This window comes from Pseudomonas sp. KBW05 (assembly GCF_003852405.1).
Lineage (GTDB): Bacteria > Pseudomonadota > Gammaproteobacteria > Pseudomonadales > Pseudomonadaceae > Aquipseudomonas.
In genome coordinates, this window is sequence record NZ_QAJM01000033.1 from 30,907 (window position 1) to 53,014 (window position 22,108).

General features: G+C 61.0%; 14 protein-coding genes. 2 read left to right on the forward strand and 12 right to left on the reverse strand.

What is annotated here, in order from left to right:
• Nucleotides 1-119 precede the first annotated feature (119 nt).
• The 5 genes from DBR46_RS25550 to DBR46_RS25570 form a co-directional block, all read right to left on the reverse strand.
• Complete coding sequence (locus DBR46_RS25550) at nt 120-299, reverse strand: hypothetical protein (protein ID WP_017739136.1); 180 nt, start codon at nt 297-299, stop codon at nt 120-122.
• Nucleotides 300-454: 155 nt separating this feature from the next.
• The gene (locus tag DBR46_RS25555) at nt 455-1,630 is read right to left on the reverse strand and encodes a lactonase family protein (RefSeq protein ID WP_124528480.1); all 1,176 of its coding nucleotides are present in this window, start codon (nt 1,628-1,630) and stop codon (nt 455-457) included.
• A complete protein-coding gene (locus DBR46_RS25560; RefSeq protein ID WP_124528482.1) occupies nt 1,617-1,910 on the reverse strand; it encodes a DUF5629 family protein in 294 nt (97 codons plus the stop codon). The genes DBR46_RS25555 and DBR46_RS25560 overlap by 14 nt, the downstream gene beginning before the upstream one ends.
• Nucleotides 1,911-1,988: 78 nt before the next feature.
• Complete coding sequence (locus DBR46_RS25565; RefSeq protein WP_124528484.1) at nt 1,989-4,364, reverse strand: RND family transporter; 2,376 nt, start codon at nt 4,362-4,364, stop codon at nt 1,989-1,991.
• 18 nt (nt 4,365-4,382) lie between these two features.
• Nucleotides 4,383-5,420 carry a YCF48-related protein gene (locus tag DBR46_RS25570; protein WP_124528563.1) on the reverse strand — a complete coding sequence of 346 codons (1,038 nt, stop codon included), beginning with the start codon at nt 5,418-5,420 and terminating at the stop codon, nt 4,383-4,385.
• A gap of 309 nt (nt 5,421-5,729) precedes the next feature.
• Here DBR46_RS25570 and DBR46_RS25575 point away from each other — a divergent pair, with 309 nt between their 5' ends.
• Together DBR46_RS25575 and DBR46_RS25580 are read left to right on the forward strand one after the other, a co-directional pair.
• A complete protein-coding gene (locus DBR46_RS25575) occupies nt 5,730-6,845 on the forward strand; it encodes a Gfo/Idh/MocA family protein (protein ID WP_124528486.1) in 1,116 nt (371 codons plus the stop codon).
• 145 nt (nt 6,846-6,990) lie between these two features.
• The gene (locus DBR46_RS25580; protein WP_124528488.1) at nt 6,991-11,811 is read left to right on the forward strand and encodes a DUF6543 domain-containing protein; all 4,821 of its coding nucleotides are present in this window, start codon (nt 6,991-6,993) and stop codon (nt 11,809-11,811) included.
• Nucleotides 11,812-11,861: 50 nt separating this feature from the next.
• Here DBR46_RS25580 and DBR46_RS25585 read toward each other — a convergent pair whose 3' ends face one another.
• From DBR46_RS25585 to DBR46_RS25615, 7 genes are all read right to left on the reverse strand, one after another.
• Complete coding sequence (locus DBR46_RS25585; RefSeq protein ID WP_124528490.1) at nt 11,862-13,565, reverse strand: AMP-binding protein; 1,704 nt, start codon at nt 13,563-13,565, stop codon at nt 11,862-11,864.
• A gap of 31 nt (nt 13,566-13,596) precedes the next feature.
• Nucleotides 13,597-14,895 carry an acetyl-CoA C-acetyltransferase gene (locus tag DBR46_RS25590; RefSeq protein ID WP_124528492.1) on the reverse strand — a complete coding sequence of 433 codons (1,299 nt, stop codon included), beginning with the start codon at nt 14,893-14,895 and terminating at the stop codon, nt 13,597-13,599.
• Complete coding sequence (locus DBR46_RS25595) at nt 14,892-15,782, reverse strand: MaoC/PaaZ C-terminal domain-containing protein (RefSeq protein WP_124528494.1); 891 nt, start codon at nt 15,780-15,782, stop codon at nt 14,892-14,894. The genes DBR46_RS25590 and DBR46_RS25595 overlap by 4 nt, the downstream gene beginning before the upstream one ends.
• A gap of 3 nt (nt 15,783-15,785) precedes the next feature.
• Nucleotides 15,786-17,129 carry a 3-oxoacyl-ACP reductase gene (locus tag DBR46_RS25600; protein ID WP_124528496.1) on the reverse strand — a complete coding sequence of 448 codons (1,344 nt, stop codon included), beginning with the start codon at nt 17,127-17,129 and terminating at the stop codon, nt 15,786-15,788.
• 146 nt (nt 17,130-17,275) lie between these two features.
• Complete coding sequence (locus DBR46_RS25605; RefSeq protein ID WP_124528498.1) at nt 17,276-19,801, reverse strand: acyl-CoA dehydrogenase; 2,526 nt, start codon at nt 19,799-19,801, stop codon at nt 17,276-17,278.
• Nucleotides 19,802-20,058: 257 nt separating this feature from the next.
• Complete coding sequence (locus DBR46_RS25610) at nt 20,059-21,513, reverse strand: outer membrane protein transport protein (RefSeq protein WP_124528500.1); 1,455 nt, start codon at nt 21,511-21,513, stop codon at nt 20,059-20,061.
• 108 nt (nt 21,514-21,621) lie between these two features.
• Complete coding sequence (locus tag DBR46_RS25615) at nt 21,622-22,101, reverse strand: protein activator (protein ID WP_124528502.1); 480 nt, start codon at nt 22,099-22,101, stop codon at nt 21,622-21,624.
• Nucleotides 22,102-22,108: the final 7 nt, after the last annotated feature.

A 22,108-nucleotide genomic window follows, 5' to 3' on the forward strand; every position in this document is an offset into this window, starting at 1 on the left:
GGAATGGTCCTGTGGGAGCTGGCTTGCCTGCGATGCAGACACCTCGGTGAATCAGTGGTACCGAGTTGATGCTATCGCAGGCAAGCCAGCTCCCACATTTGACCTCACCAGCTTCTGGATCAGTGCTGGGCTTTGTGATCCAGGGCCGCATAGAAGTTGGCGCTCTGTTGCAGGTATTTCTGGGTGTAGGCGCTGGTGCTGGATTTTTTGCCGGTGAGTTCCACGCTCGCAGCAGCCGGCAGGGCCACGGTGGCGGAAACGGCGGAAGCAGCGATGATCGAGAAGAGATTGAAGTTCATGGCGGTAACCCTTGTGTTCGTTTGATTGAGTGGCCGGGAAGGCCTTGGAACCAAACTTACGCCCGAGGGTTACGCCTTAGAAATGCTTTGAAACAGTAGCCGTTATCACTCGAATTAATAGAAAGGCGCAGGCCCCGCAGTGCGGGGCCTGTGGCTTATTGACGCAGCAAGAACTTGAGGTCGCTAGGCGCATCGATCGGCAATTTCTGCACGGTTTTACCCAGCAGGCCGGTCTTGGGGTCACGCTCGACCACTACGATTTCATTGCTTTTCTGGTTGGCGATCAGCAAGAACTTGCCGCTCGGATCCAGGCTGAACTCGCGCGGATGGTCGCCCTCTACGGAGCGGCGTTGCAGTTCCTTGAGGTGCGCGGTGGCCGGATCGATGCTGAATACCAGCAGTTGATTGGCCGTGCCACGGTTGCTCACATACAGGAACTTGCCGTCGCTGGACGCGTGCAGCGCAGCACCGGCCTTGTCGGACACCGGCTGGCCAGCCGCGAAGTCCACCAATTGGGTCTGGGTAAGTGTGCCATCGTGGTAGTCATACACCGCGACCTGGGCGCTCATCTCGGTGGTCAGCCAGGCATGCTTGCCATCCGCGCTGAACAACAGGTGACGCGGGCCGCTGCCCGGTGGCAATTGCACTGCAGCCGGGTTGGCCGGGGTCAGCGGCAGCTCGTGGTTGGCCTTGGGATCGTAGCGGTAGGCAAACACCTTGTCGGCGCCCAGGTCTTGCACAAACACGTACTTGCCGTCCGGTGACGACACCACCGAATGCACATGGTTGGACGCCTGGCGCTCAGGGTTGACGCGGCTGGCCGGGTGCCCGCTCAACTGCACGGGTGCCGACAGTGTGCCAGCAGCGTCCACGGGCAGGATCGCCAGGCTGCCGCCCGGATCTTCCAGTACCGAATAGTTGGCAACGAAAAGATAACGCCCGTCAGCGGCCACGCTGGAGTGAGTCGGTTCGTTGCCCAGGCTCTGCACCTGATTGATCAGGGTCAGTTGATGACTCTGCGGGTCGATGCGGTAACTGCTCACACGACCGACCGGATCCTTCTGACCCGGGCCATTCTCATTGACCACAAACAAATGTTTCTGGTCCTTGGAAACAGTCAACCAGGACGGATTCGCGGCCTTGGCGGCCAGGACGGGCTGGCCCTGAAACTTACCGGTACGGCTGTCGAATTGCAGGCGGTAGATGCCTTCGCTGGTGCCGGCGGTGTAGCTGCCGACCAACAGTTCATAGGTCTCGGCCGGCGCGGCCTGCACCGACATTGCTCCAACACTGCCCGCCATCAGCAGGGGCCAGAATTTACGCATCAGCATCGGCTTCGTCCTCGTCGTTATTGTTGCCGGTGAACGCGCTCAAGCAAACCAGGCGGTGCTCGCCGTCTTCATTGATCAGCAACCAGCTTTGCAAGCTTTCATCGAAGGTGGCGGCGGCCAGTTGTTCGGGACTGAACTTCCAACGCTTGAGGTCCCGGCCGTCCATGCTTTCGATCAGCAAATGCTGGTCAAAGGTGAACTCGAAGGCGTGCAGCCCGTTGATGATCAGCATGTCGCTGTCGTTCAGGGCGCTGCTCAGGTTTGGTGTTGCGTCGGTCATGATGTGAAGTCACTGCGGGGGAAAAGACACATGATAGGTCAATTCCCCCGCCGTGCCTTGCGGCAATGGTCTAATCGATCAATGGGCGAACAGTGAGTTGCCCTTCTGCCCCGCCAACTTCTCGGGTTTGATCAGGAACCGCGCCAGTGCCGGCAACAGCCACAGCGCACCGAACATGTTCCACAGCAACATGAAGGTCAGCATCAGGCCCATGTCGGCCTGGAACTTGATCGCCGAGAAGATCCAGGTACACACGCCAATCGCCAGGCACAAACCGGTGAACAGCACAGCTTTACCAGTGGACTTGAGCGTCTGGTAATACGCCTCTTGCAGTGGCAAGCCGGCACGCAGGAAGCTTTCCAGGCGGCTGTAGATATAGATGCCGTAGTCCACGCCAATCCCCACACCCAGGGCCACCACCGGCAAGGTCGCGACCTTGACGCCGATACCCATGAACGCCATCAACGCGTTGCCCAGTACCGACGTCAGCACCAGCGGCAGCACGATGCACAGGGTCGCCGCCCACGACCGGAAGGTGATCATGCACATGGTCGCCACGCACAGGTACACCAGGATCAGAATGGTCAGTTCCGACTCCTTGATCACCTCGTTGGTCGCGGCTTCAATCCCGGCATTACCGGCGGCGAGGATGAATTCCAGGCCGTCCTTGTTGTTCTCCTTGGCAAATTCCTGCACCGCATGCACCGCACGGTCGAGGGTTTCGGCCTTGTGGTCGTTGAGGAACACCAGCACCGGCGCCAGGGAGCAATTGTTGTTGTACAGGCCATCGGCACGGGAGATCGAGCTGTTCAATACATCAGGGTTGCGCGACAGGGTTTCCCATTTCAGGTTGCCCTCGTTCATGCCCTTGATCATCTGCTTGGACACGGTCACCAACGAGATCGCCGACTGCACGCCCTCGGTGTTCTGCATCTTCCACATCAACTGGTCGATGGGCGCCATCGCCTCGTAGCGCGAACAGCCCTCGGCAGCAGTCTTGACCATCACCACCAATACATCGGAACTGGTGGAGTAGTTGCTGATGATGAAGTTGTTGTCTTTGTTGTAGCGCGAATCCGGGCGCAGTTCCGGCGCGCCCTGATCAAGGTCGCCGATTTTCAGGTTCTGGCTGTACCAGAGGCCGCCGCCAAAGGCGACCAGCGCCAGGGCGATGGAGATCGGGGCGACTTTCGGGCTGGCAAAGTTCGACAGCAGGCGCCAGAACCCGTGTTCGCGATTCGCGTCTTTCTTACTCTTGGCGATGGCGCGCTTGCTGATGCCGACGTAGGAAATCGCCACCGGCAGCAGGATCAGGTTGGTAAACACGATCACCGCCACACCGATGGACGCACCGATGGCCAGTTCGCGGATCACGCCGATATCGATGATCAGCAGCGTAATAAAGCCCACCGCATCCGCCAGAATCGCGATCATCCCCGGCAGGAACAGTTGCCGGAACGTACGTCGCGCCGCCGTCAACGCGTTGTCGGCCTCGCTGGATTGCAGGGCGATACCGTTGATCTTCTGCACGCCGTGGGAAATACCGATGGCAAAGATCAGGAACGGCACCAGCATCGAATACGGATCGAGGCCAAAACCGAAAAAGTGCATCAGGCCCAGTTGCCAGATTACCGCCACCAACGTGGTGCTCAGTACGGCGATGGTGCTGCGCAGGCAGTTGGTGAACCACAGCAACAGGATCAGAGTAATGACAAACGCGATGCCGAAGAACATCACCACCATCACCAGGCCATCGATCAGGTCACCGACCTTCTTGGCGAAACCGACAATGTGGATCTTGACGTTGGGGTTCTGCGCCTCGAATTTGTCGCGGATCTTGTCTTCGAGTTCATGGGAGAACTTGCGATAGTCCAGGGCCAGCAACTTGCCCTGGTCCTGCGGGTCCGGGTAGGCCTCCAGCAGCGGGATATCGACGATGCTCGACTTGAAGTCATTGGACACCAGGCGCCCGACCTGGCCGGACTTGAGCACGTTGTTGCGCAGTTGATCGAGGCTTTCCGGCGAGCCGTTGTAGCTCTGCGGGATCACCTCTCCGCCGGCGAAGCCCTCTTCGGTCACTTCGGTCCAGCGCACGCTGGGGCTCCACAGCGACTTGAGGCCCGAGCGGTCGACGCCGGAGATGTAGAACACCTCGTCGTTGATCTGGCGCAGGGTCTCCATGTATTCCTGGGTAAAGATGTCACCGTCCTTGGCTTCCACCGAGATGCGCACCGTGTTGCCCAGGTTCGCCAGGTCATTGCGGTGCTCCATCATCTTCTCGATGAAGGGGTGCTTGAGGGGGATCATCTTTTCAAAGCTGGTGGACGGGCGAATCAACGTCGCCTGCCAGAACAGGAAAATGCTCACCAGCAGGCAGATCACGATCACTGCCGGGCGGTTGTTGAAGATCAGGCGCTCAAGAAAGGTCGCTTTATCGTTGTGATGACTGCTCATTGAATCCCCGCCTTCTTATTATTTTGAGAGCTCTGCGCCGGCAACGGTGGCGACACGCACGCCACCCTGCCCCGCGAGGATCAAGTTGCCGTTGCCTGCCGCCGTCACCGCCGATAGCGAAATACGGTCGGGCCGGTTGAAGACGCTGAAGGTCTGGCCATCGTCATGGCTCACCACCACGCTGCCGCCGTTACCGACAACGACAAGGGCGCCGTCCTCCAGCAACGTCGCGCCGGACAAGCCAAACTCCAGCGCTCCCCGCGCCGCCTTGAGTTCGACCTGCTCCCAGGTCGTACCGAAATCCGTGGAGCGGTACAGGTTGCCGCGCAAGCCATAGGCCAAAAGGGTTTGCGGCTGCGCCGTGCTGATCACGCCGAACAGCGAGCCCTCGTACGGGCCTTCGAGTTTTTCCCAGGTCTGGCCGTCATCCCTGGAGCGGAACATGCTGCCCTGCTCGCCGACGATAAACAGGCCCGCGTCCTTGATAAAGGCGATGGCATTGAGGTGGAACTGGTCTTCGTTGTCGAGGCGGTCGCTGACATCGGCCCAGGTTTTGCCGCCGTCGGTGGTTTCGATCAGCGCACCATAGGCGCCGACAGCCAGGCCGTGGTTGGCGTTGTTGAACCAGATATCCAGCAGCGGCGCTTCGCGCTTGAGGTCTTGATACTGCTGGGTCCAGGTGGCGCCGCCGTCGGTGCTGGCGAGGATTTGCGCATCGTGCCCGACGGCCCAGCCTTGTTTGTCATCGACGAAAAACACCGCCGTGAGCAACTGCCGGGTGGGGACTTTGGCTTGCGTCCAGGTCGCGCCCTGGTCATCGGAATAGAGGATATGCCCGCGATCACCGACCGCCACCAGGCGTTTGCCGGCATGCACCACGTCGATCATCAGGCCCTTGGCGGCCTTGGGCGATTCAATTGCAAACACCGCCGCGGCGGGGGTATCGCCAGCGGCCTGGGCGACGGTCGGCAACGCGACGGCCCCAAACAGCGAGAGCGCTGTGGCCAGCAACGCAACGCTGCGTGCGGCGCGTGGGCGGCAAACAACCCAACCCATGACAGGCTCACTCATAGACCTTCTCCCATTTATTATTGTTAGGTCATCTCGCCTTCCCGGGCTCTGAAACCTGCAATCTAGAGCGCCTGGAGGAAGCAGGGGCCATCCTATCGGGCTTTCGAATCGTCTGACAATCGGCGCTACGTTATCTTTTGTTAACTGGCGGCATTTGGCCACGGGCTGAATATAGCTGCATTCGCCAGAGTGATTGCCTGCGCATAGATGAATTTTTATTCCATCTATTGAAATTAGAGAATTTTTATTCCATTAATAGCGCCTCTGAAAACAATAATGCAAAGGACCACGGCTATGCGTGAACTCGGAATCGGCTTGATCGGCACAGGCTTCATGGGCCGCGCCCATGCCTTGGCGTTCAATAACGCCCGCGCGGTATTCGAACTGCCGGTACACCTAAAGCTGGCCGCCCTGGCCGACGCCGATACCGAGCGCGCACAACGCTGCGCCAGGGATTGGGGCTTTGCCCAGGCCCATGGCGACTGGCAAGCGCTGATCAACGACCCCAACGTCGATGTCGTGGCCATCACCACCCCCAACCACTTGCACTACCCCATGGCCATGGCCGCCATCGCGGCCGGCAAGGCGGTGTACTGCGAAAAACCCCTGGCCGTCAGCCTCGAACAGGCAGACGCCATGCGCCGTGCGGCGAGTGCCGCCGGTGTGGTGACGCGCGTGGGCTACAACTACCAGCACAACCCGATGATCGCACTGGCCAGGCAGATGATCGCCCGGGGCGACCTGGGCGAAATCATCAGCTTCCAGGGCGAGTTCAGCGAAGACTTCATGGCCGACCCGACCTCACCCTGGTCGTGGCGCTGCGAAGTGGAACATGCCGGGGGCGCCCTCGCGGACCTGGGCAGCCACTTGCTGTCGATGGCGCGCTATCTGGTCGGTGATGTGACCAGCGTGTGCGCCGACACCCAGACCGTGCATGCCCTGCGCCCTGCCGTCAAAGGCAGCAGCGAGCACAAAACCATCGCCGTGGATGATCAGGTACACGCGCTGCTGCGCTTCGCCAACGGCGCACGCGGCACCGTCAGCAGCAGCTGGCTCAAGCATGGCTACAAGAACCACCTGAGCTTTGAAATCAGCGGGACTAAAGGCACGTTGGCCTTTGATCAGGAGCGGTTGAATGAACTGCAACTGTGCCGGGTCGGCCAGGACGGGTTCCAGCGCTTGCTCGCCGGCCCCGCCCTGCCCGGCTACGCCGCGTTCAGCCCTGCGGCCGGTCATCAGCTGGGGTACAACGAGCTGAAGACGCTGGAAGTGCAGGAACTGATCATGGCCGTGGCTGGCCAGGGTACGGATGGCACCGACTTTGAGGCGGCATGGGAGGTGGAGCGACTGGCAACGGCGATTCGCATCGCCGCTCGGGAAGAACGCTGGGTCGGCGTGGGGTCCGTCTAAAGCAGCTTTCTACGGCGTACTCAACGGAGTCTGAGTACGCCGGCAAGGCGAACTACTCCTATACCGCCTCCACGGCACACGCATAGGGTTTTCTGAGGGCGCAATCAGGCACGGCCTGAACACCTCTCTCAGAAGGACTTAACCTTTGGCTACCGATTCCTCCCCGCTCCCCTTGAGCAGAGTGCTGGCCCAAGCGGTCACCACGCAATTCGCCAACCGCCCTACGCTTCATTCAGTCGTTTCCCAGAGATTGCACGACAGTGCCCAGGAGAAGTACCCGTCCCTGAGACTCGACATCGCCACCCTACGAGTGGCAGAACCCAGCAGCGCTGGCGCCTGGCATCTCAAACCCTTGATTGACCTTGCCCTCGAATTCCTGGCAACTGGCGTGCCCGTCGACTTTTCGGACAAACATTCGTCTGAGTACTACCTGTGCAATCGCGATACACCACAAGTACGCATCACCGCCAACAACGCAAAGATCGACATGCAAGTGATCGCGAGTCTGGTCAATGAGCTTCCCGTCGTCCTGCCCGTCGAACTCCAGAGCGCATTGGCAACCTTCTGGCAACACACTGGCAGCACCGGCACCAGCCGCTGGCAGTGGATGGGCGACCTGCTGCGCACCTCACTGCGCAACAGTGTCGCGCGCGCCAGCGGCCTGAGCGACGAACACCTGCAACTGCTCAACAACGTGCTTGATTACCCTGACAATCGCGAACGCGACAACCTGAACCTGCCTGGGGAACCCGTGCATGCCTACACCTTGGAGACCACCCTCATCCAGGGCGACCTGCGGGTCAGTGTGCAGGCAAGCGAGTTGCTGCTCGTACAAGGCACACGCGTAGTCTCTTGCGGTGTATCGGGCAATATCCGCACCTACCCCAGCGTCGATGCGTTCGGCAGGGCCTGGTCCAGTGCCATTAAAAACAGCTATCAATCCGAACAGATCGTGTGGAAACGCTTCGAACCTGATGGCAACATTTTCGATACCCAGGCCGCACTGATTTTGAATCAGCAGCTTGAAAACCTGGCAGCCCTGCAACTGCCGGCCAACACCAGCGTCGCCGCACTGCAAGAGCGTTACGAGCGTGTCACGGACCCCGCGGCCCTGTTACTCAACGCCCCCGTCAGTACTGCGCTGCCGTTCTCCAAATTGCACGCGGTGTTACCCGAATGGCTTGCGCAAGGAACGTACGCCGAACGTAGTGCATACGCCCATCACCTGGCGGAACTGGCCACTATCAAGAAGCGTACCCATGGCCGCAGTTTCCTGGACGGCATCGAGGGGCTGCGTACCTTTGCGGCAAAAAAACTGCAGGCGCTGATGCTCGCGGATCACCCCTCCGGGCCCGTTTACAACGCTGATGCGCTGGAGCTGACATATGCAGTGCCGGTGGGGGATATAGGTAGCAGCTACCTCGAACACGTGAGGATGACACTGACGGACCTGGCGCTGAAAAACCTGTCTGGAAAACCCAAGGGGCGCCTGACGTTAAGTAGTCAGGACAGCCAGGCACTCGCTACATGGCTCACGCCCGACTATGTCGAAGACCTCGTCACCCGAGCCGACATCGGCACGGCGTACCCGGCACTGCTTGAGCGCTTGTTTTTTAACGACGGCGAGCAGTCCGATACACGTGAAACCCTGTTTGCCCAACAACTGCGCGTGCACTTGCCGATGACCGCGCTGGAGTTGGCCGTGCGGCAACAGTCGGGGATGACATGGCAAGGTTATCGATGGGTCGCCGCGGTGGTCAAAGAAACCGCGGCGGATCGCCGGGTGGATGACAAGGACATCGTCATCCACGCACTGGGGTTCTTGAGAAAGCCAGGCGCAGACCCCGATTACGTGACCGATATGTTTGTGATTGAAGAGCAGAGCTGTACCACAGGCCCGGTGATTCTCTATCGCCCGCAGTATGTGCCCGTGCTCTCGGAGTTCAGCTCGCGCGAGGCCCTGATGCAAGCCATCGCGGCGCCCGGAGCGTTGCAGGAGAGCGCATTGACCTGGCTCTCGGACGGCGCCCGCACGGTGTACGCCAATGGCGGGTTCCAGCAGCCCCACTACGTGCGGATGGGCATCGGCATGGAGTTCGATACCTTGGAGATCCCGGCGCCTGCCACCTTGGCAACGTGCGCAAGCGACTCCGAGATTCTGCAATCGCTGAGCATCGGCCACTTGATGCAGCATCTGTTCGGCAGCTACGCCAGAGCCCTGGTGACAGTGGCCGACCGCCAATCGGTGTCTAATCACGAAAGCCGTTGGGCCAGTATCCAGGAAGGCGCAGGCTTATTGTTCAATACGGTGCTGCTTCCCCTGCTGAGGGGGCCGGCCATGCTGGTGGGCTGGATGCTGCAGATAACGTCAGGGCTGGCCCACGATATTCCGGCGCTGGAAAGCAGCGACCCGCAGGCACGGGAACTCGCATGGATCGACCTTTTATTGAACCTGGGCCTGGTACTGATACATGCCGGCGCCAACGCCGGCGAGCGCGCAACCAGCCGCCCGCTGAGTGAAGTCGGGCAACCTCCAGTCGCACTTGCCCCACTGCGCCGCACCCCGCAAACCCCGCTGGCTACACCCAGCCGGGTCAGGCAAGGCCCTGTCGGCCAGCCTTCACAACCTCCGGGCAACGGTAACACGCTGATTGACTTCAACCTGTCCACAGCCCGCGAAGCCTCGCGAGCGCGGCTGTTCGAGCAGTTGCTCAAAATACGCGTCGACTGGCCCAAGGATCTGCCAACACCGATGGCAACAGGTCCGTTCAAGGGCCTGTACTGGATCGACGCGACCTGGCACGCCAGCGTCAGGGGGCGACTGTTTCAAGTCAGCGTGGTGCCAGGTTTTGGTGACGTGTATGTGGTTCACCCCGAGCACCCGGACCGCCCGGGGATCGAACTCAGGACCGACGGCCAAGGGCACTGGACACTCGAAGAGGGCTTGAAGCTGACAGGCGGCGGACGAAAAAATCGTGTGGCCGAAGCACGCAAGGCCAATGCTGAAAGACTCGTCTCCCTCAATAGTCGTAAAGCCGAGGCTGAACTGGCACTGGCACAGCGGGTACGAGATGAAAATACGGCGCTGGCGACATTAAACACAGCCAGAACCCAATACACCGAACAAAACGGCAAGTTGAGGCGTACATGGGCCATTTGGAATGCCGCCACCGCTGAGCAAAAAGCCCGGATAAACGCCGCGTATCAGTTGGAGCTGGCGAAGACACAGGAACAAAGGTCGTTCTATAGCATCAGCCTGGTCAATTACCGGGAAAAGGCAGCCAAAACCGTTCAGGCATACAGGGCTGTCATCAGTGCGACCAGCGACATCAAGGCTGTCGACCATCAAACCAACCACGACCGTGGGCAGACGGCGCAGTTTTTTGCCTTATGGGAACAGCAGGACCAATTGCGCACTCACTTGGCCCACTTCGGCCTGGGCACTGAAATGTGCGGCCGAGGAATGACTGCAGTACAACGCTTCACCCTCGCCTACGAAAAACTCGAACAGGGAGAGCCCGAGGAATATCTCGCGCTGATCGAAGACCTGAAGGTCTCCCGCACCTACCACGATCAAATCGTCGACGTTACCGTCGTCCAGGAACAGATCCTCGAAGAAATGGCCCAAGCATCAGCCTTTGGCAAGAGTTTCAGGGACGACATGGTTGAACGGCTGTCGAACCCGGAAAACTACCTCTCGGACAATGCCAGATTGATGGGCATCGACATTGTTCAAGAGCTCAGCCTTGACCGGAGCGTCCCACTCGAGCAAAACAGTATGGAGGCGTTGTTCTTTCTCCAATTTGAGCGAATACGCTTACGTCCCACCATCTCGGCGCACATAGAGATGACCACCAGCCGGGGCTACAGCGCGACCGAACGGATCGATGTACTGGAATCCATCGTGGACCGCTATGCCGCAGCCGAATACATTGGGCAGAATCTCAGGCAGCTGAACCCAGCCTGTATTCGTACGTCGTACCTGGACGCCTTTCTGGACAGAGTCAAGCGAGGTCGCACCAGCGCCGAAAATGACCTGAAAACCCTCATCATCGACAGCGAGGAAAACCAGAGTGTCTCTCCTCCCCCCAAAGCCATCAGACAAAAACCTGCCTCCAAGCGGGTGTTCAAGACGCGTACTCGCGGCACTCTGATCGGTGATCTGCGTACGGCGTTACCCGAGGGGGGCGAGCAGCATATCGAGATCATCGACCCCTCTAACGGCGAAGTGGTCGAGCGATTCCACGAACACCCCGATCAGGGCGTCTATGTGGAAATCGAAAAGGGCCATGCACCGCCGCCGTCCAGACCGGCGCGTTCGCCCAGGGCAATCAGAAGTGCTGCGCAAGATATCGAAGCCAAGCGCGTGAGCATCGAAAGCACGATACGACGCGAACTCAATCAAATGGACCGTGACGACGTGCTACGGGAAGAAAAGGTGCCTCAGGATTGGCAGTTCATGCTCACCACTGAAGCAGAAAAACTCGAGGCCCTGGCCGCCGAACTGGAGCAAGCCGCTCCCTCTGACCAAACAACCCGTACAGCCACGCAATGGCGAGCCCAAGCCTTGCAAATGAAAGCTGCCGGAACACAGTACCGCATCGCTGGCCACAAAAAGCAGTCGCCCACGGTAGGTACCGTGGATTACCTGTGGCATGAAAAGACAGTGGACATCGGCCTGGTAAAAGCGCGCGAGCGTACAAACGCCAAGGACTTTCTCAGCGAATACGCCGTACGCGACCGCGATACCGGAAGCGTATTGTGGTATGCCCACTTTCACTACGACAGCTTGACCGCGGCCAACACGGCGTACACCAGTGGCCATTTAAAACGCGCGGCACAACGTCACATCGGGTTCAAGGCACAACTGGAACAATATCGGCACAACAGCGCCAAGGTTATCGCCATCTGGCGAAGCAAAATCCCGCCCGCCCTGGCTCACAAATTGTTCTTCTATATCGACTGATTGCCCTTGGGTCACGCTGCGTCAATGTCGCAGGACATTGACGCCATCCGTCAACGCAAGGCTCGTCGCAATACCTTGCCCACCGTGGTCTTGGGCAACTCGGTCGTGCGGAACTCCACATACCTGGGCACCTTGTACCCCGTCAGATACTCCCGGCAGTGTGCAAGGATCTGTTCCTGTGTCAGGTTCGGGTCTTTGCGCACCACGATGATCTTGACCTTTTCGCCGGTCACCGGGTCCTCCACACCAATGGCCGCCACCTCGCCCACACCGGGGTGCAGCGCCACCACATCTTCGATTTCATTGGGGTATACGTTGAAACCCGAGACGAGGATCATGTCCTTCTTGCGGTCCACCAGGCGGATATATCCGCGCGCGTCCATCACCCCGATATCGCCGGTAGACAACCACCCCTCGGCATCCAGCACCTCGGCGGTAGCCTCAGGGCGTTTCCAGTAGCCCTGCATCACCTGCGGCCCACGCACTTGCAGTTCGCCCTGCTCGCCAACCCCGGCCAACTCGCCGTCTTCACGCACAAAGCGCACCCAGGTCGACGGCAACGGCACGCCGATGCTGCCGGTGAATTCCATCTCGCGCATGCGCGCAATATTGATCGGGCTGATGCTCACCACCGGCGAGCACTCCGTCAGGCCGTAACCCTCGATGATCGGCAGCCCGGTGACTTCCTGCCAGCGCTTGGCCACCGCCGTGTGCGTCGCCATGCCCCCAGCGATCACCATGCGCAGGTCGGAAAAGTCCCGCGCACAGAACTCCTTGTTCTCCAGCAAGCCATTAAACAAGGTGTTGACCCCAGCGATGCCGTTGAAGCGTTCCTTGCGCAGGATCATCTGCACCCGCTTCACGTCCCGTGGGTTGGCGATGAGGATGTTGCGCCCGCCCAGGCACATGAACATCAGGCAGTTCACCGTCAGGGAAAAGATGTGGTACAGCGGCAGCAAGGTGACGTTGGTTTCCTGCTTGTCCTGGTCCAGTTGGTCGCCAACCCAGGCCTTGGCTTGCAGCAGGTTGGCGATGATATTGCGGTGGCTGAGCATTACGCCCTTGGCGTCACCCGTAGTGCCGCCGGTGTACTGCAGGAACGCCAGGTCATCGAGTTGCATGGGCACCGGGAAGTGGTTCAGGCCACGCCCTTGCTTGAGCACCCGGTTGAAGCGCAACGCCCCCGGCAGATTGAATGCGGGCACCTGCTTTTGCACGGTGCGCAGGATGAAGTTCATCGCCGCCCCCTTGAAGGTGCCGAGCAGGTCGCCAATGGCCGCGATCACCACGCGCTTGACGCTGCTGCCGGCGATGACTTTTTCCAGGGTGTGGGCGAAGTTCTCGAAGATCACCACGGTTTCGGCTTCGCTGTCCTTGAGCAAGTGTTTGAGTTCGTGGGAGGTGTACAGCGGGTTGACGTTGACCACCACCGCACCGGCCAGGATCGTGCCCAGCAGGCAGATCGGGTACTGCAAGCAGTTGGGCATCATCAGCGCCACACGGTCGCCCTTTTTCACCCCCTGGCCCTGCAGCCACGCGGCAAACGCGAAGCCCTGGACTTCCCAGTCGGCGTAGGTCATTTCCGTGCCGATGCTGACATAGGCCACCCGCTCGCGGAATTTCTCCAGGTGCTCCAGGAACACTTCCCGCAACGACGGGTAAACCTCGATGCCCGCGTCGATGTCGGCCGGCACGCCGGGCAGGTAAGCGTCCAACCAGATCCGTTCGGTTTGTTCCAGGCTGACAGTGCTCATGGCAGTTTCCTTATTGTTGTTTTTGATAGCGCTACTTTTCGACGATGGCGGTAATGCCCAGCCCGCCCGCCGCACAGATCGAAATCAGGCCACGGCCGCCGCCGTTTTCATGAATGGTCTTGGCCAGCGTCGCCAGTTGCCGGCCACCAGTAGCGGCGAAAGGATGGCCGCAGCCCAGGGAGCCGCCATTCACGTTCATTTTGGCGCGGTCGATGGCGCCCAGCGGCGCGTCCAGGCCCAGGCGTTGACGGCAGTAATCGGCGTCTTCCCAGGCCTTGAGGGTGCACAGCACCTGGGCGGCAAAGGCTTCATGGATCTCGAAGAAGTCAAAGTCGGCAAAACTCAGGCCTTCGCGCTTGAGCATGCGCGGCACCGCGTAGGCCGGGGCCATCAGCAGGCCTTCGCTGCCATCGACAAAATTCACCGCCGCCGTTTCACCGGTGCGCAGATATGCCAGCACCGGCCAGCCGTTTGCTGCTGCCCACTCTTCACTGGCCAGCAACACCACCGAGGCACCATCGGTCAGCGGTGTCGAGTTGCCGGCGGTGAGGCTGCCGTTGTCACGGTCATAGGCCGGCGCCAGGCTGGCGAGTTTGGCAAGGTGGGTGTCGGCGCGCAGGTTGTTGTCCCGGGCCAGGCCGCGATGGGGGCTGATCAGGTCATCGAAAAAACCGCGTTTGTAGGCCGCGTCCAGGCGCTGGTGACTGGTCAACGTCAGTTCATCCTGGGCCAGACGCTTGATCTGCCAGCGCTGGGCCATGGCTTCGCAGTGCTCGCCCATGGACAAGCCGGTCCGCGGCTCGCCATTGCGCGGCAGCAGCGGCTTGAAAAACATCGACGGGCGCACCTTGAGCAAGGCCTGCAACTTGCCGCCCAGGCCTTTGGCGCGATTGGCCGCGAGCAAGGTGTGACGCAGGGATTCGTTGATGCCGATGGGCGCGTCGGAAGTGGTATCAGCCCCCCCGGCGATGCCCACGTCGATCTGGCCGAGGGCGATTTTATTGGCCACCAGCAACGCCGCCTCCAGGCCGGTGCCGCAGGCTTGCTGCACGTCATAGGCCGGTGTGTCCGGCGACAAAGTGGTAGACAGCAGCGACTCACGCGCCAGGTTGAAATCCCGCGAATGCTTGATCACCGCACCGGCGGCAAACTCCCCGAGGCGCTTGCCGTGCAGGTTGTAGCGGTCCACCAGGCCTTGCAGCGCCGCCACCAGCAAGTCCTGGTTGCTGTCGTGGGCATACACCGTGTTGGAGCGGGCAAACGGGATGCGGTTGCCACCGATAATCGCCACGCGGCGAGTCGGGGCCGGGTTGAAGCTGTAGTCAGTCATCGATGGCTCTCATTCCAGACAAATAGCCCGCGCATATGCGGTTTATCACCGGCGAAATTGCGCACTTCAAATTCACGGCGCGGGCCGCTGGCGGGATGGTTCCACAGCGCGACCTGGCCGGGCAGGAAGATCGGCAGTTTGAAATCACAATGCGCCTCGGCCTGCTCCAACCCTCCGGGCGGTTGCTGGGCAGCAAGTGCGCGGCCCAGGGTCCACATGCCGTGGGCGATGGCGCGGCGAAAGCCAAAGAGCTTGGCGCCGATCAGCGAGGTGTGGATCGGGTTGAAATCTCCCGATACCCGGGCAAAGCGCCGGCCCAGATCGGCGGGCAACACCCATCGCTGGGTGCGCAGCAGGCCTTCTTCCTGCAACGCCAACGCCGCATTCCAGGGTTCGCCGACGGGGTCCTTGACGTCCCGACGCAGGTACAGACTGTCGCTTTCCCACGCCAGGGTGCCCGCACTGTAGGCCCGGGTGGCGATGCTCAGCGCCTGGCCCTTGGCGTGGGCGACCCAGCGTTCGCAATACACCTCCAGGCGCAGCGCCTGGCCTGCCTGCAAGCGCTGATGCTGGCGAATGCGATTGGCCAGATGCACCATGCCGCTGGCCGGGTACGGAAAGCTTGGCCGTGTGAGCAGCATCAAGTGCAGCGGGAATGCCAGCACATGGGGGTAGGACAGCGGCACGCCCTGCTCCGGGCGAAATCCGCAGGCACGGCCATAGGCGGCAATATCGGCGGCCTGCAACGCCACGGCCGAACGCACCAGGCGTTCCGTGGGCAATACCGGTGCACCGTCCAGCTTGGGCTTGCGCAAGGCACGCACGCCGTCGAACAACAGCTGGGTGCGCGACGGCGGTGGATCGATAATCTGCGTCACGTAGTCCATGGCTCAAGCTCCCAGCAGGCTTTGCCCGCACACCCGTACGACTTGTCCGTTGACCCCGCCGGAAGCCGGGTGCGCCAGCCAGGCGATCGTCTCGGCCACATCAATCGGCTGTCCGCCCTGATGCAACGCATTCATACGCCGCCCCGCCTCGCGGATCATCAGCGGGATCTTCGCGGTCATCTGGGTTTCGATAAACCCCGGCGCCACCGCATTCACCGTGACCTGCTGCGCCGCCGCACGCGGCGCCAGGCCTTGCACCAGGCCAATCACCCCCGCCTTGGAGGTGGCGTAGTTGCTTTGCCCGAGGTTGCCGGCAATACCGGAGATCGACGACACGCCCACAATGCGCCCACCGGGGTTGAGGCCCTGGCTGTCCAACAACGCCTCAGTCAGGCGCAGGGGCGCCTCCAGGTTGACCGCCAGCACGCTGCGCCACGCGGCTTCGGTCATTTTGGCGATGGTCTTGTCGCGGGTGATCCCGGCGTTATGCACCACCACGTCGAATGCGCCGTATTGGCTGACATGGGTGCCCAGCAACGCAGCGGCGTCGGCGGCGGTGATGTCCAACGGCAATGCCGAACCGCCCACACTGGCCGCCACTTGTTGCAGCGAGTCCTGGGCCTGGGGCACATCCACGCACACTACATGGGCGCCGTCACGGGCCAACACCTGGGCAATCGCCAGGCCGATGCCACGGGAGGCACCCGTGACCAGCGCGCGGCGACCGGCGAAAGGCTTGTCCCAATTGACCGTCACGTGGCCGTCCACGGGTTTTTCCACGCGCACCACTTGCCCCGAGACGTAGGCTGAACGACGCGACAGAAAGAAGCGCAGGCTGCTGTCCAGCGCGTCTTCGGCCCCCGGCGCAACGTAGAGCAATTGCACGGTGATCGCACGGCGCAGCTCCTTGGCCAGGGAGCGCACCAAACCTTCAAGGGCGCGCTGGGCGATGGCCTGGGGCAAGTCCGCACAATGTTCCGGCGCGGTGCCGAGCACCACCACACGGCCGTGTTGGCCCAGACGTTTGCCGTTGGCATGGAAGAATTCGTACAGCTCATCCAGTTGTTGCAGGCTGCTCACGCCACTGGCGTCAAACACCGCGCCCTGCACCTTGCCGGTGGACGGTGCCTTGAGAGTGGCTGCAGCGGCAGTGACCGTGTCGGTGGCGCTGAACAGTTGTTGCACCTGTGCAGCCAAGCGCCCTGCCCCGGCGACGATCACCGGATTGGCCAAGCCCTGCTGGCCGCTGCGATGGCGCTGCAATGGCAGGGGTTGCGGCAAGCCGAGGGTCTGGGCCAGGCGGCGGCCCCAGGGGGAATTGACGAACGTTAAGTAGCTGTCACTCATAAATGCACTCACAACACTGTATTGACCTGGAAACCCAATCACTGTGGGAGCGGGCTTGCTCGCGAATGCGCTGGGTCAGCCAGCACATCTGTCACTGACAGACCGCATTCGCGAGCAAGCCCGCTCCCACAATGACCCTGTGTCGCCTAGTTGACCGAGGCGTTTTCGCCCTGGCTGCTACGGCGCTTTGCCACCGGCTCCAGCGCCTGCTTGCGCTGCTGCAACGCCTCCAGCAAACCGAAATCCTGCGGGAAGTCGTCCACCTGGATGGCGTGATCGGCGTATTCCACATAACGCGCCAGCAAGGCGTCTTCGTCGTCGCTGATCAGGTCCAGCGCCCGCGCCTTGATCCGCCACGCAGTGAAGGCCGTGGCCGAGATCGGCAGCGGTTCGAGCAGGCCTTGCTTGATCGCCGGCTTGAGCCGCGCGTCGATCAATTCCACCTGTGGCAACAAGCGGAAGCCCAGTTCGCCGTAGGCCAACTTGTCGATTTCCGGGCGTGGGATGTAGGAATTGGCCAGCAAACGGTCGCGGGTTTCACCGGGGGTTTGCACCACATCCGCTACCTGGGCCAACAAGCGATCCGACGGTTTGCGCAGGGGAATGCCCAACGGAAAACTCAAGCCACGCACCACCGCCGCAGCGGCTTTGGACGGGTAATTGTCGAGTACTTCGGCGAGGGCTTCATGGGCGCGCAGCAGCGCATCCTGAGCCGCCCAATGCACCAGCGGCAGGTCCGCCTGGGGCCGGCCGTCATCCTCAAAACGCTTGAGCACGCAGGACAGGATGTACAGCTGCGAAAGAATATCCCCCAGGCGCCCGGTGATACTTTCCTTGCGTTTGAGGGCACCGCCCAGCACGCCCATGGACACATCCGAGATCAACGCCAGCACCACCGACAGACGATTGGCCTGGCGGTAGTAGGACGCCAGCGCCGGATCGGTCTTGGCCGGTACGGAAATCAGCCGCCCACCCGTCAGCCCATGCACCGCCGCGCGTACGGTGTTGGCCAGGACAAAACTCACATGGCCGAACATCGCGCTGTCAAAGTCTTCCAGCGACTGGCGCCGGTCCGGGTTGCGCGCCGCTTCCATCTCGCGGAACACGTAGGGATGGCAACGGATCAGGCCCTGGCCAAAGATGATCAGGCAGCGAGTCATGATGTTGGCGCCTTCCACCGTGATGGCGATAGGACTTTGCTGGTAGGCACGGGCCAGGAAGTTGTTCGGGCCCATGCAGATGCCCTTGCCGGCGACGATGTCCATGCCGTCGTTGACGATGATCCGCGCGCGCTCGGTGACGTGGTACTTGGCAATGGCCGAGATCACCGAAGGTTTTTCACCGGCATCCAGGGACGCCACCGAGACTTTGCGCACCGCGTCGCACGCATACAAGTGCCCGGCCATGCGCGCCAGCGGCGCCTGCACGCCTTCGAACTTGCCGATGGGCAGGCCGAACTGCTTGCGCATCGCCGCATACGCGGTGGTGCCGCGCACGGCGACCTTGCCCAGGCCGACGTTGGCCGACGGCAGGGAAATCGCCCGACCTGCTGCCAGGCATTCCATCAGCATGCGCCAGCCATTGCCGACTTGTTCGCGGCCGCCGATCACCCACTCCAGTGGGATAAACACATCCTTGCCAGTGGTCGGACCGTTCTGGAACACCGCATTCAACGGCCAGTGCCGGCGGCCGCTGTTGACCCCGGGATGGGCGGTGGGGATCAACGCGCAGGTGATCCCCAGCGAACCGGCCGGGCCGAGCAAACCGTCGGGGTCTTCGGCACGGAACGCCAGGCCGAGCACGGTGGCAATCGGGCCGAGGGTGATGTAGCGCTTGTCCCAGGTCACGCGGAACCCCAACACTTCCTCGCCTTCATGGGTGCCTTTGCAGACGATACCCAGGTCGGGGATCGCCCCGGCGTCAGAGCCGGCATAGGGGCTGGTCAGGGCGAAACAAGGGATGTCCTCACCCCGCGCCAGGCGTGGCAGGTAGTAGTTGCGCTGGGCGTCGGTGCCGTAATGCAACAGCAACTCCGCCGGGCCCAGGGAGTTGGGGACCATCACCGAAATCGCCGCCGCCGAGCAGCGCGTCGACAGCTTCATCACCACCTGCGAATGGGCGTAGTGGGAGAAGCCTTTGCCGCCGTACTGCTTGGGAATGATCATGCCGAGAAAGCCGGCGTCCTTGGTGTACTGCCAGCCTTCGGGCGACATGTCCTGCCACACCTGGGTGGTTTCCCAGTCGTTGGCGATGTCGCACAGGGTTTCCACTTCGTTATCGAGGAAGGCTTGTTCTTCAGCGCTGAGGCTGGCGGGAGCGGCTTGCAACAGGCGCTGCCAGTCGGGTTTGCCGCTGAAGAGCTCGGCGTCCCACCACACGGTGCCGGACTCGATGGCCGCGCGCTCGGTGTCGGACATCGCCGGCATGATGGTGCGAAACAGGGCGAGGGCCTTGCTGGTCAACAGCGTACGACGCAGGGGTTTGATCGCCATCAGCAACGCGGGCGCCAGCACCAGCAACGCTGCGACCGTGACACCCAAGCCCTCGACCCCATTGAACAGGTAACCCACCGCCAGCCAGACCAGGCCAGCGCCCAGCCACAAGGTGGCCGCTGCTTGTCGATACGCCAGGGCAATCGCTGCTGCAACACCCGCCAATAACCAGATAACCATGGGGATACCTCTACTCGATTCAGGGTACGGCCTCGAAGCGACAGCCCGGAAAAGCTGCGGCGTAAGGCCACACTACAAACTCGCAAAGCATTTTTCAAATTTTGTTTTGAAATTTTTATTTAATGCTTTGGCGAAAAAAACAGCGGCTGAGCGGGTCAGCCGGATCAATCAACACGCAAAAAAGGAATGAGGATGAACCACGGAATAACGGCAGCAAGATGCGCTTGATGCCCTCCTCCATCATCCTCGATCAATCATCAGAACGCGTAGGTGGCCGACACACTGACCACATCGCCCGACGACTCGGCTTTACCGTCGAGGCTCGCGCCCCCCAGGCGGTCGACGTTTTTGGTCTTCAGCTTGACCTCCTGCACGAACTGGTGAGAGTACGCCACGTCAAGGCTCAAGCCCTTGATCGCTTTGACCTCGTAGCCCGCGCCCAATGACAGGAATGTACGGTCGCCGTCTGGAATCCGTGGGTCACGGGTCGAGTTGCGCGTTGGCGTCTGGTCAAGGGCCACACCCGCGCGCAGGGTCAGCTCATCTGTGGCGCGGAAGTCGCCACCGACGGAGTACATCCAGGTGTCTTTGTAGTTGTAGGGAATGGAGACGATGGTGATATCGCCGGACTTGAGGGTCAGGTCCTTGAACGACGACCATTGAGTCCAGGCCACACTGGCGCCCAACGTGAAGCGGTCATTGAACTGGTGGACCCAGTCAAAGGCCGCCGTGGCTGGAATGTCCAGCTGGGTGCTGGCATGCGCGCCATCCGGGAACAGCTTCAGCCCAGGGTAAGCCTCTTCGACCAACGTGCCGCTGCCACCAAACGGGCTGGGTTGGGTCATCAGGTTGTAGGAAAACTGATCGGCGTAGATATTGTATTTGCCGGTCATTTTGTTCTTGATCTTGGCGTGATAGTTCAGGCCCAGGGTGTCTTGCGGCGTCGGTTTCCAGACGATGCCGGTGAACCAGCCCGCCGAGATATTATCGACCTTGACCCGCATCAGCGCGCCACCTACCCCTGCCGGGAAATCAATGCCGCCCAACAACTCGGACTGGGAGTTGGAGGCCGCCGCCAGCAAATCGATATTCTGGCTGACGAAGCCTTTGCTGTGCTGGACGATGACACCGCCACCAATCGAGAACTCGTCGTTCACTTTGAACGAAAGAGAACCGGTCAGGCCGACGGTTTCAATCTTGGTGTCTACCGCAAAATCCCGCAGTTTCGAGTCTGAATCCCACGTTGAACGCATGCCTTGCGGAACTACCTGGCTCAAGCCAAACGCAAAGCGGTCCCCCAGGGGCATTACCATGAAACCGGTGGGCAACCAGGCGGTGAACCCGCCTTCGCCGCCATCGTTGTTGTTCAACGTAGCGTCTGAGCCCGGAAACCCTTCGTCAGTGACCGGCGTGTTGGTCACCGGGTTGCCAAGATAGTTGTTGGCCTCCCCTTTGTACTTGATCTTGATTCGCGCGTAATCGACGGTGAATTGCGCGACATTGTGCTCGACAAATGCCATGGCCGCCGGGTTGTTATAGGCGGAACTGGGGTCGTTCTTGAACAGCGAGCCACCCCCAAACGCACGTCCCCAGCCCTGCGCACCATAGGTCGGCGTGGAGAAGCCGCCGGCTTGCACCGGCGCGGCAACCATCACCCCTCCCATCAGCGCCAACCCCAGCAATACCTGTACCTGTTGTTTTTTATTATTCATGCGGCACTCCTTATTGTTATCTCACTGAACCGACCCCAGCCGGTTCGTCATGCTGCTTGGTTCGCCTAGTCAAAGGCGGTACTTCGAATAGCGGCGCCAGGATCGACCTCAAGGGTTGATCGTCAGCACCGGCGAAGGCTTGAAGGTCAACGCGGTGATCTTGCAAGTGGCATTCATCGTGAACGGGCTGGCCAGGTTGAAGGCGCTGCTGGCAGCGCTCCATTGCAGGCTCAAAGTGCTTGGCGTCGCGCAACTGTCGTAGGCCGCCTTCTCACTGAAACCGGCAAGCGTCGCCGTATTCGCGCTGGTGGGTAGCAACGTCCAGGGCAAGTTCAGAGGTGCCGAATAGGTACACAGCAAGTTGGTGCCACTGACGGGGGTAAAGGTGGCCCCGGTGATGGTTGCGTGGCTGCCATCGGCGGCGACTTGGCCGGTCAAGGTGAGGTTGCAGGGAACCGGGGTCCACGCGAGCATCTTGACCGCTGTGGAAATCGAGCCCGTGGTGGTAAATGCAGTTCCCGCTTGGGCAAACGTGGCCGCGGTTGCCATCGATGAGGTGAACACCACACCCAGGAGCAGTGCGGCCAAGGAAATT